Below are 8,250 nucleotides of genomic sequence, written 5' to 3'. Positions count from 1 at the left end.
ATTAATTTTATTTAATAATTTCTCTAGAATTTCTTTTTTATTCACATAATTAGAAATGTAAAATTCATTAATTTCTATCTGATCTCTTTCTAAGATAAAATCAGCAATTTCCTGAAATTCATCCAGATACTTTTCATTAGGAAATTCCTTAACAAGGGCTAGACGAGGATTATAGATAATAGAGATAAATTCCTGCTCAAGTTCTAAATCATCAAATAACTGTTGAGCATAATCAAGCCCTCCATCGCTTTCGACTCGCGAAAAAATTATAGTGAATTTCTTAAGCTGTAGATTTTTTAATAAATCAACTATAACTTTAGTTCCATTAAAATTTTCTTCATTTGGATAGGCAAAAAAGAACACTTCATCTGCCATATCCAGAATAGAAAAAGCCCCCCAGTCATTAATACCTGTTCTGGAATCAATAAGTACCAGATCTATGTCTAATTTTTCTTTTACTTTTTTTAATAAAACACTAAGGTATTCTTTTTGAGAAAGAAACTTAGGTTTTAATTGAGTCAGTTTGTATATATATTCTGCCGATAATACTCCAGCCGGAATTGTATATAAATTACCTTCTAAAGTCTCATCAACTTTAATACTACTTACAATATTATCGAGCTCGATTTCCGTTTTATCACCAGAAAACTCCTGCTCATATAAGTAATCAACTATCCCTTTATCTAAATTAATTTTATCAGAAAAAATATCATGCAAACTGGGAGCTTCAATATCCAAATCAAGCATCAGTACATTTTTCCCTTTTTTAGCCAAAAGATATGCTGTTTGAACTAAAGCAAGTGTTCTTCCAACTCCACCTTTATAGGAGTAAAATGATATTAAACGAGGAAGTTCCGATTTATCATCCAAATCAAAAATCTTTTTGTCATTTTCCAGCCCCTTAAGCATAGACTCCCAACCCGCGCTTTTATCTGTTTTAGGAGAAGGCTTTTGGATCCCAGAAAATTCAGCATCTTCGACAGTATAAAAGGTAGTAAATCCCTTATGATAAAAATTATCAAGATCTTCAAAAAGCTGGTCAATATATTTTATAGCTTCTGTCCCTTTATCAAATTTATTACTGACAATTGTCAAATCAACTCTCCCCAGTGGGGTTACATTTATATCAAGCCATTCAGAATCATCTGCAATAAAATGCTCATTCAATTTTGTTTTAAATTTTTTTAGACTGTCAAGTCTTGTGCTAAGATTTGTTTTCATAAAATCAATCCTCGATCCTTTGTTTTTGATCATTAATCCAGTTATGAACTTCTCTAAAACTAGCAAGCCACTCTTCAAATTCCTCAGTTTCAATATCCTTCTCTGCTCGATACCTTAGATCAGTAAAATCAGTTTTTTCCTGCTTAAGTGGATTATATACTAATTTAATCTTATTCTCAATATTTTCTGGTAAATTATCTGACAGACCAAGTAATTCTAAAGCTTTCGAATAGTCATGATAGGGATTATCCATTATCCTTTTTTCTTTATACTCTTCTTTAAGAACATTGCCTTTTTCAGATAGCTCTTCAATTATGTTTAGATCATACCAATATTTAATTCCTTTTCTTCCCGCAATATTATACTTTTGAACCAGTAACTTTTTTAAAAAACACTCAATTACTACTCCACCAAGATACATTGACAGGGTTTTTCTTCGATTCTCTTTAGCAACTAATATAAAATCTTCTATTCTGGTTTCATATGCTTCTGAAAATTCTTCTATTCTAACGAAAACTCCATTGAAGGGCATTTTTTAACCTCCATTACCTGAAATTCATTTTATTTGAAATCCGATTATCTCATTACCAATATTATACTGTAATTATATGTAAATTGCAAGATTTATTATCTAATAGATTGTCATTTTCTCTTTCTAATCCTCGCTTTATAAACTATAGGTATTATTTAGAAAAACCTACAAAGCCCCCTTAAAATTTTTTCCAGAAGATGCTATAATATCTAATATAAATTTTATTAAGGCACAGGCACCGCTGTCAAATCAAAGGAAAGGAGGCAAACTAATTTTTTTAATCTAAATTGTGAAAATATTCTTAAATAAAGAAAGGATGATAAAATGACTTATCAAAAAGTACAGGCTAATTTCTGGATCGATAACAAAGTAAGAAGCTGGGATTTTAAAACAAGGATGATCGCTCTCTATCTGCTTACAAATCAGCATCGGATTTCCGAAGGGCTTTACCGCCTACCTTTAAGCTACATAGCTGAAGACCTGCAGTTAAAAGAAAAAGAAATTAAAAAAGCAATTGAGATCTTAAGCAGAGATCAATTTATTAAATATGACAGAGATAATTCTATGATTTTGATCATCAATGCTTTAAAGTATCAACCATTACAGAATATCAATCACATTAAGGCAGCAGTAAACAAACTGGCAGCATTACCGGTCTCTCCTCTGCTGAGAGAATTAATCAAGCTGACAGAGCGCTATAACCCCAAGTTCTATGATTTTCTCAAAAAAGAAAGTAAGGAAAAGAGCTTTCTTAAAAAGCCTTTCAGTCAGATTAATGAAAAAACTGCCGAGAAAAATAAGGGGCTCCAAACAAATGGTAAAAAGCCTCTTAAAACAGATTGTTTTAATTCTCAAGCTCTAACTCAGGCTCTTACTCCAGCTCCTGCTCAAACTCAGGCTCAAGTAAAAACAGATGCTGGCAAAGATGCAGAAATAATTTTTCTGAACAAAAGATTCGACAACGATAATTTAAATAAAGCAGCAGAACTAACAGGCTACTTAATCGAGCTGATCTTAAAGAATAACTCGAGGGCCTCTGTCCCCAAAAAAGAGCCGGCAGATTCCCGTTTCCAAAGATGGGTTAAAGAAATTGATAAACTTCACCGCCTGGGTCCGGTAGGAGCTAAAAAAAGTGAAAATAAAGGCTACAGCTTTGCAGAAATTAAAGCAATTATTGATTTTTCCCAGCAGGATCAGTTCTGGAAGAGCAATATTTTAAGTGCTAAAAAGCTGAGAAAACAGGTAATTAAGCTGGAAAACAAACTAAAAAGTTCTAAATCTAATACCGTCTCTCAAAGAACAACTCAATTAAAAAAACTGTATTTAGAGACAAAGGAGGAAGAGCAGAATGAAAAAAAGTGAAATCATTAAAATCCTAAGCTTTTTAAATAACTGTTACAGCAACCGCTTTAAGTTTCCGAAGCCAAATGATGAAGACGGCACTAAATTGATGGTCGAAGTCTGGCATGATCTTTTAAAATATTATAAGTATCAGCTGGTGGTGGCTGCAGTTAAAAAATTGATTATCAATCGGCCCCAGTGGCCTCCTACTCCTGGAGAAATCGTTAAGGAAGTAGAAATGCTAAAACTACCTGATGAGGCTAAAATAACAGCTGGAGAGGCCTGGTATCTCGCTTTAAAAGCTGTTCGTAAGTACGGTTACTATAATTCTAACGAAGGAATGGCATCTCTTCCGGAGAGTGTTAGAGAGGCTGTCCGCAACTTTGGTGGTTTTGCTTCCTTATGCCACAGTAAGGATAATGAATATGTAAAAAATCGTTTTCTTAAAATCTATCAGGAAGTTAATTCTAAAAGAAAGGATAGTGCCTACCTGCCCCGTCCTTTTAAAGAAAAACTACTTTTAATTTCAGAAGAAAAAGAGGTGCAGTAAATGTCTGACAAAAAATTTACAGAAGAGGAATTGTATCAACTGCTCCTTGAGAAAGCAAAAGAAATAGAAAAGGTTCCAGGTGTAAGAGATATTAATAATGACCCCAGGCTGCCTAATTACGAAGTGTTTAAAGAATGCTTTGGTAATTTTAGAAAGTCAGATAAGCTAAAAGATTTGGTTCAAGAATTCAGTCTATTAAATAAGATGAATGGCTGCTACTGTCTCGACTGTCCCAGGGATCAGGAAAATTGCAAATTAAATCCTTTAACCTGTAAGTCAAAGTATACGGAAGAAGAATTAAAACCTTATTTTGAGCTATTTGATACAATAGTTTTTTAATCACTCCTGCAGCCTCTTTTTTAAGGGGCTGCTCCTTATAGCTAAAGTTTCTTTTCTTTTTTTAGTTTTCTCAAATCTGCTGATTCGATGTTGCTGAGTAAAATTAGAGTATCTATTGATTCTTTAAGACCTCTAAGCAGTGATTCAAAGCGCAGCAGTAGATAAATTGAGAGAACCATTGGAAAACCATAAGAGCTGATTAAGGTAAATAACTGTTCCATATAAAATAACCCCTTTCTGAACTAATGTTTGATTTAATGATATCATCTTAGTTTAGAAAGAGGAAGTGTGGTTTGTTATTTGGTTGTTAGTTAGTAAGAATTCGTTTAACTATTCTCTCACTTGCCTTACCATCACCATAAGGATTAGAAGCCTGTGACATTTTAATATAAGCCTGATCATCATTTAAAAGTTCATTTGCTGTATTATAAATAGCTTCCTTATCTGTACCCACCTTTTTCACAGTTCCAGCATTAACAGCTTCTGGTCTTTCGGTAGTGTCTCTTAGAACTAATACAGGTTTACCCAATGAAGGCGCTTCTTCCTGGATTCCACCTGAATCTGTTAAAATTAAATATGATTTATTCATCAAATTAATGAAAGGCTCGTAATCAAGTGGTTCAATTAAATGTACTCGCGCTGCATCTTCAAATTTTTCAGCAGCCAGTTCCCTAATTACCGGATTTAAATGAATTGGAAAAACAACTTCTGCTTCATCATTTTCATTTACGACATCATTAATTGCATCAAATATATTTTCCATAGGCTTGCCCAGATTTTCTCTGCGGTGAGCTGTTAATAAGATAATCTTTTTGTTTGTAAAATCAATGCTTTTTAATAATTCATCTTCAAACTGATAATTATCATCTACTACATCTAATAAAGCATCAATAACTGTATTTCCTGTCACAATTATTTTTTCTGAATCAACATTCTCTTTTAAAAGATTTTCTTTTGCTAATTCAGTTGGAGCAAAGTGCAGATCTGCAATAACTCCGGTGAGATGCCTGTTCATTTCCTCAGGAAAGGGAGAGTATTTGTTGTGGGTTCTAAGACCCGCTTCAACATGCCCCACCTTTATCTGCTGATATAAGGCTCCCAGAGAGGAAACAAAGGTCGTAGAAGTATCTCCGTGAACTAATACTAAATCTGGATTTTCTTTTTCATATACTTCTTTAATCCCCATTAATACTCTGGCAGTTACGCCACTTAAAGTCTGTTTATCCTGCATAATATCTAAATCATAATCAGGTGTAATCTCAAATAATTCTAAAACCTGATCCAGCATTTCTCTGTGCTGTGCGGTTACTGTTACAATTGTTTCTATATTTTCTTCTTTTTTTAAGGCTTTAACTACTGGTGCCATTTTTATTGCTTCTGGTCTGGTACCAAAAACAGTCATTACTTTAATCATTATTAACCTCCATTACAATAGCGAATATTTATTTATCCAGTTCAGCTACTCCATATTCTTTATGCCAGGCATAATCAGAATAATCTCCTATTTTGATAACTTTAAACCCTGCTTTTTCCCATTTTTCTTTATCTAAGATATTTTTAGTATCATAAACTTTGGTATTTCTCATTTCAGGAGCAAGTTTTGCTGGATCAAGATCTTCAAATTCATTATGATCAGCTCCGATGATAATAATATCTGATCCAGAAACTGATTCTTCTAATTCAGTTAGACCATATTCGCTTTTTTGAGGTTCTGAAATATGAGGGTCATAAATACCTAAGTCAATATTTTCTGATTCAAGTATTTCTATTATTTCAAGTACCGGACTTTCTCTTAAATCATCTACATTACCCTTATAGGTTATACCAAAGATAGAGATTTTAGGATCACCTATACCAAATAATATTTCTTTAACATTTCTAACTACAAATTCCGGCATGCTGTCATTAATATTTCTGGATAATTCTATCATCTTTGCTTTCTCTGGTGCACTTTCTACAATAAACCAGGGATCAACTGCCAGGCAGTGGCCACCAACACCAGGACCAGGTAGATGAACATTAACTCTTGGATGTTTATTAGCCAGAGCTATTGCTTCCCAGATATCTATTTTATTTTCTTCTGAAATTTTAGCAAGTTCATTTGCCAGAGCAATATTAACATCACGGTATGTATTTTCCATTAATTTAACCATTTCAGCTGTTGTTGCATCAGTTATGTACATATTGGCCTGAACAAAGCTTTTATAAATTCTTCTTGCTTTTAAAGCTGATTTTTCATTTATCCCTCCGATAATCCGGTTGTTATTAACCAGTTCTTGAATAATTTGACCGGGTAACACTCTTTCCGGACAGTGAGCTACAAAGAGCTCTTCTCCTAATTCTAAATTAGATTTTTCTAAAATAGGTAAAACCACATCTTCTGTAGTTCTAGGAGCAATTGTAGATTCAATTATAACCAAATTATCTTTTTTAAGATAAGGTAGAATACTTTCAGTTGCATCTTTTACATATTCTAGATTTGCAGTTTTATTTTCAGTTAATGGTGTAGGTACTGCAATAATAAACACATCTGCTTCTACCGGTTCTAAAGAAGCACTTAAATTACCTTCCATTACTGCACCTTTAACCATTTCTTTTAAACCAGGTTCTTCTATATGAATGTCTCCATCATTAATTGTATCTATTACATGATCCTGTACATCCACTCCAACTACTTCGTGACCATTTACAGCAAACATGGTTGCAGTTGGTAGACCTATATATCCCAGTCCAACACAGCATATTTTTTCTTTATTCATTTTATCCACTCCAATTATTTAGTTAATGTATAATTGATTGCTTCCAGGAAATCAGCAGCAATTTTTTCTGTCGTATGATATTTTTCTACATACTTTCTTCCATTTTCAGCATATTGTCGGCCATCTGTATCAATATTCTGATACAAGTTTCTAATAGTCTCAGCAAGTTTCTTAGGCTTATGCGGTTCAATAGTAATACCTGCTTTAGCCTTGGTAATTAAACTTCCTCTCACATTAGATGCAAAAACAATAGGCTTTTCAGCAGCCATATAATCATAAAATTTATTTTTACTAATACCATATTCAAAGGCTTTGCGGTCCATTAGGCCACAAAATAAAATATCTGATTTTTTTAAAATCAAAGGAATATAATCACGAGGTTGTTTATCAATCATAATTACATTATCAAGTTCTTCAGCTTCAATAATGTTTTCTAACTTTTCTTTTTCTCCCCCACCACCAACTATCACAAACTTAAAGTTATCTATGTCTCTTAAATATTTAGCAGCTTTAACAAAGGTAGGTAAACCTTCACTTTTAGAAAGTGAGCCTGTATATGTAACACAAAAATTATTATTCAATATATTATTTAAACGATCAGATAGTATTTCATCACTCATTTCTTTGTTTTTATCAAATCTTTCTAAATCTAACCCATGAGGAATATGGAACACCTTATCCCGATTAGTATTATATTTTTCTTCCATGTACTCATCAGCAAAAGGGGCAGTAGTTATAATTGCATCAGCAAGAGAATAATACTTTTTTTCTATTGATTCAAAATATGTAAATATCATTTTCCTCAATAATCCACTGAAGTCTTCGTACATACTCAAAGGCCAAAGATCTCTAACTTCAACAATAAATTTAGCATTATATTTTTTGCTTAATTTATAACCACTCATCCAGGCAAAGGGATGAACTGAAGAAGCAATTACTACATCAGGTTCTCCCTTAAATTCTCTATAGTTAGCAGTTTTTCTTTTATAATCTTGATAATTTAAAAATCTCCCCAGTGTACCTTTATAGGCAGGTTTTGTTTTAAATCTTATAAATTCAAATTTATCATTAAATTGCTTTTTATTTACTTCATCTTGAAAGTAATAATCCTTATTTCTAGTATCATATGATGAAGCCATTACACTAATATGATGTCCCTCTTCTGAAAGCTGCTCTGCTAGCTCAAAATGTCTTCCGCCGCCACCAACATCAGGTGCACTGGCGTGATGATTAAGTAATAATATGTTAATTTTGATCCACTCCCTTTGTTCCCCGCAAATCTCAAAATATCTGAGTGCTATGTATTTAAATAATAACTTGTTAACTATTTTTCATTAATATGTTTTGGAGCCTCAATCTTTTCTATAGAAGCTATAGTAGCTTTATCAGGTTTACAAATTTCAAATTCTACTTTTTGATTGTAAATATTACCAATGAAGTCTTCAAATTCAAAAATTAAAGAAAAAGAGTCACCATGTTCTTTTGTTTCAGCATAATTACTAATAATA

10 protein-coding genes are annotated in these 8,250 nt (G+C 32.6%); 3 read left to right on the top strand and 7 right to left on the bottom strand.

The features are described from left to right. Together CI949_RS13420 and CI949_RS13415 are read right to left on the bottom strand one after the other, a co-directional pair. Window positions 1-1,221: KGGVGR-motif variant AAA ATPase (locus tag CI949_RS13420; RefSeq protein WP_290767271.1), on the bottom strand; the 1,221-nt coding region annotated here is incomplete at its 3' end. 4 nt (window positions 1,222-1,225) lie between these two features. Further along, on the bottom strand, window positions 1,226-1,753 hold the full coding sequence (locus CI949_RS13415; RefSeq protein WP_290767270.1) for a hypothetical protein: 528 nt from the start codon (window positions 1,751-1,753) through the stop codon (window positions 1,226-1,228). 324 nt (window positions 1,754-2,077) lie between these two features. Between CI949_RS13415 and CI949_RS13410 the strand changes: the two genes are divergently transcribed. Genes CI949_RS13410 through CI949_RS13400 form a run of 3 tightly spaced genes read left to right on the top strand, consistent with a single transcriptional unit; the run spans window position 2,078 to window position 3,983 of the window. Next, window positions 2,078-3,115, top strand: coding sequence for a hypothetical protein (locus tag CI949_RS13410; protein WP_290767269.1), 1,038 nt, complete (start codon window positions 2,078-2,080; stop codon window positions 3,113-3,115). Further along, window positions 3,102-3,644 carry a replicative helicase loader/inhibitor gene (locus tag CI949_RS13405; protein WP_290767268.1) on the top strand — a complete coding sequence of 181 codons (543 nt, stop codon included), beginning with the start codon at window positions 3,102-3,104 and terminating at the stop codon, window positions 3,642-3,644. The genes CI949_RS13410 and CI949_RS13405 overlap by 14 nt, the downstream gene beginning before the upstream one ends. Then, window positions 3,645-3,983: a hypothetical protein gene (locus CI949_RS13400; RefSeq protein WP_290767267.1), complete on the top strand. Its 339-nt coding sequence runs from the start codon at window positions 3,645-3,647 to the stop codon at window positions 3,981-3,983. It abuts the gene before it with no gap. A 41-nt stretch (window positions 3,984-4,024) separates the two neighbouring features. Here CI949_RS13400 and CI949_RS13395 read toward each other — a convergent pair whose 3' ends face one another. The 5 genes from CI949_RS13395 to CI949_RS13375 form a co-directional block, all read right to left on the bottom strand. Beyond that, complete coding sequence (locus CI949_RS13395; protein WP_073160291.1) at window positions 4,025-4,204, bottom strand: YvrJ family protein; 180 nt, start codon at window positions 4,202-4,204, stop codon at window positions 4,025-4,027. 86 nt (window positions 4,205-4,290) lie between these two features. Beyond that, window positions 4,291-5,397, bottom strand: coding sequence for a non-hydrolyzing UDP-N-acetylglucosamine 2-epimerase (gene wecB, locus CI949_RS13390; protein ID WP_290767266.1), 1,107 nt, complete (start codon window positions 5,395-5,397; stop codon window positions 4,291-4,293). A 28-nt stretch (window positions 5,398-5,425) separates the two neighbouring features. Then, the gene (locus CI949_RS13385; RefSeq protein WP_290767265.1) at window positions 5,426-6,742 is read right to left on the bottom strand and encodes a nucleotide sugar dehydrogenase; all 1,317 of its coding nucleotides are present in this window, start codon (window positions 6,740-6,742) and stop codon (window positions 5,426-5,428) included. A gap of 14 nt (window positions 6,743-6,756) precedes the next feature. Further along, a complete protein-coding gene (locus CI949_RS13380; RefSeq protein WP_290767272.1) occupies window positions 6,757-7,986 on the bottom strand; it encodes a glycosyltransferase family 4 protein in 1,230 nt (409 codons plus the stop codon). 80 nt (window positions 7,987-8,066) lie between these two features. Then, window positions 8,067-8,250 (bottom strand): hypothetical protein (locus tag CI949_RS13375; RefSeq protein ID WP_290767264.1); only part of this gene is annotated, 184 nt, incomplete at its 5' end.

The organism is Halanaerobium sp. (assembly GCF_003070835.1).
Note: the sequence above shows the minus strand (reverse complement) of the source record. Positions and strands in the feature narration are given on the sequence as shown.